3 protein-coding genes are annotated in these 2,981 nt (G+C 74.1%); 1 reads left to right on the plus strand and 2 read right to left on the minus strand.

Going from position 1 to position 2,981, the window contains the following annotated elements; all coding sequences use genetic code 11:
• Positions 1-300, minus strand: a 300-nt coding sequence (locus tag KIT14_25895; GenBank protein ID MCW5893952.1) for a zf-HC2 domain-containing protein, incomplete at its 3' end; no start/stop codon positions are given.
• Positions 301-348: 48 nt separating this feature from the next.
• Positions 349-876: a sigma-70 family RNA polymerase sigma factor gene (locus KIT14_25900; GenBank protein ID MCW5893953.1), complete on the minus strand. Its 528-nt coding sequence runs from the start codon at positions 874-876 to the stop codon at positions 349-351.
• 120 nt (positions 877-996) lie between these two features.
• On the opposite strand from KIT14_25900, the gene KIT14_25905 reads away from it, so the two are divergent.
• A partial coding sequence (locus KIT14_25905; GenBank protein ID MCW5893954.1) for a VWA domain-containing protein occupies positions 997-2,981 on the plus strand: 1,985 nt, incomplete at its 3' end.

The raw sequence follows: 2,981 nt of genomic DNA on the forward strand, positions 1-2,981 counted from the left end.
GTCGAAGCGTGCCAGCGCGCGCAGCTCCTCGCTGCACCCGGGACAGCCGTCCAGGTGGCGGGCGAGACGGCGGCGCGTGCCCGGGTCGAGCTCGTCGCGCGCCTCCGCCCAGCGCAGCAACAGGGCGGGCTCCGGGTGGGCGTCCGCGCCGAGCCGGTCCCCGAGCTCGGTCCACGCGGCGACCTCCGCGGCGCAGGCGGGGCAGGTCGGATAGTGGGCGCGGAACGCGTCCCACGCGGCGTCCCGCGGCGCCGCGAGGAAGGCGGCGAGGTCGATGTCGAAGGCGCGGCGGCAGCTCATGGACGCGTGGTCCTCGTCCCTATGGTCGGTGGGCGGCGGCGCATCGGATCATCCCGGCGCGAGCCGGCGCCGCAGCGTCGTCAGGGCGTCGCGCAGGCGCCGCTTCATGGTCCCGAGCGGGATGCCGGTCTGGTCGCTGACCTCCTGATACGTCTTGCCCTCCCGGTAGACGCCGTCCAGCACCCGGCGCTCGTCGGGCGCGAGATCGCGGACGGCCGCGTCGAGCGCGGCGCGCTCGCCGTCGTCGGGCGGCGTGGCGAGGGCATGGGCGGCGGCGTCGTCCCAGGGCAGCGTCTCCGTCTCCTTCCAGCGCAGGCGGTGCTTCAGCCGGTCGACGAACTTGTTGCGCGTGACGATGCGCACGTAGCCGACGCAGGCCTCGGGGTCACGCAGCCGGCCCGCCTTCGCGCTCGCGACCACCGCGAGGAGCACCTCCTGGCGGAGGTCGTCCCACTCGTCGTGGAAGTCCCAGGCGCGCAGCTGCCGTAGCGTCGCCGTGACCAGCCGGTTCAGCTCGAGGAACGCCAGCCGCTCGCCCGCGAGCAGGCGCTCTACGACCCGGGTCCGGTCCGGCATGGCGGCGGGCATCGTACGGGAGGGTGACGCGGACCACCAACACGGCGCCCAGGCTGGGGTTTCGCGCGCGTGATCCGATTCCCCGCCGGCGCAGACCTTCTCTCGTGAAGGAGGTTCCCGATGCGAAGGTCCCTGGCTCTCGTCCCCCTCGTCTGCGCCGCTCTCGGCGGCGCTCCTGCCGCCGCCGCGCCGGCCGTCACCGCCGGGCTCGACGCGCTCGCGCCCGACGGCACGTCGCGCGGCGGCTGCCCGCTCGAGCACACCGACGTGCAGGTGTCGGTCGCAGGCTTCGTCGCGCGCGTGTCGATCACGCAGCGCTTCCGCAACCCGTTCCCCGATCCGATCGAGGCCGTCTACACCTTCCCGCTCTCGGAGAAGGGCGCCGTCGACACCATGCGGCTCACGACCGGCGCGCGCACGATCGAGGGCGAGATCGAGCGCCGCGCCGAGGCACAGGCCATCTACGACGCCGCCAAGCAGGCGGGGCAGGTGGCGGCGCTCCTCGACGAGGAGCGGCCGAACGTCTTCACCCAGCGCGTCGCCAACCTGATGCCCGGCGCCGGCGTGGAGGTACACCTCGAGTACACGGAGCCGCTGCGTTACGCCGACGGCACGTTCGAGCTGACCTTCCCGACCGTCGTCGGGCCGCGCTTCTCGCCGCCCGGGACGCCGGACGCCGATCGCGTGACGCCGCCGGTGACGCCCGAGGGCAGGCGCGCCGGGCACGACATCGCGATCGCCGTCGCCGTCGACGCCGGCGTGCCGATCCAGGCGGTGACCTCGGCGCTGCATGCGATCGACGTGGAGCGGCCGACGCCGACCACGGCCCGCGTCCGCCTGCGTCAGGCGCGCGAGATCCCGAACCGCGACTTCGTGCTGCGCTGGGCGGTGGCGAGCGACGACGTGCAGAGCGCCTATCTGACGCACCGCACGGCGAGCGGCGACGGCTATGTGAGCGTCGTGCTGGTGCCGCCGCGCCGCGTGCCGGCGGCGGAGGCGGCGCCGAAGGAGCTGGTCTTCGTCATCGACCGCTCCGGCTCGCAGATGGGCGCGCCGCTCGACAAGGCGAAGGAGACGATGCGCTGGATCCTGGATCGCATGCACCCGCAGGACACCTTCCAGGTGATCGACTTCGGGAGCACGGCGAGCCGGCTGTTCGCGTCGCCGCAGCCGGCGAGCCCCGAGATGCGCCGGCGGGCGCGCGCCTACATCGACGCGCTCGAGGCGAACGGCGGTACGATGATGGCGGAGGCGGTCCGCGCCGCCTGCGCGACCCCGGCCGGCGCGCACCGGCTGCGCATCGTGACCTTCATGACCGACGGCTTCGTCGGCAACGATCTCGAGGTGCTCTCGCTCGTGCAGCAGCTGCGCGGCACGTCGCGCTGGTTCCCGTTCGGCACCGGCAACGGCGTGAATCGCTTCCTCATCGACGGCATGGCGAAGCTCGGCGGCGGCGAGGCGGCGGTCGTGCTGCTGACGGACCCCGGCGACGGCGTCGCCGGCAGGTTCTGGGAGAAGATCGCGTCGCCGGTGCTGACCGACGTGCAGGTGGCGTTCGAGGGGCTCGAGGTGGTCGACGTCTTCCCGCTGCGCCACGCCGACCTGTGGGCGGAGCGGCCGCTCGTGATCCATGCGCGCTACCGGCGCGGCGGCAGCGGGCGCATCGTGCTCACGGGATACCGGCAGGGCCGGCCGTACCGCCAGACGCTCGACGTCACGCTGCCCGAGCTGGAGGCGGCGCACGCGCCGATCGCGTCGATGTGGGCGCGGGCGAAGGTCGACGACCTGATGGCGCAGGACCTGGGCGGGCTCCAGTCGGGTACGTACCCGAAGCCGCTCGAGGAGCAGATCGTGCAGGTGGCGCTGGCGCACCGGCTGCTGACGCCGTTCACGTCCTTCGTCGCGGTCGAGGAGCGCGTCGTCAACGAGGGCGGCGTCCAGCGCACGCTGCGCGTGCCGGTCGAGATGACGGACGGCGTGCGCTACGAGGGCGTCTTCGGCGACCCGGGCGGCGGCAAGGTGGCGCAGCAGGCCGCGCCGTATCGCGCGCGCGGCATGGCGCTCGCAGGCACGCCCGCGCCGGCGGCGGAGTCGTTGGCCGTCGC

The organism is bacterium (assembly GCA_026129405.1).
Classification (GTDB): domain Bacteria; phylum Desulfobacterota; class Binatia; order DP-6; family DP-6; genus JAHCID01.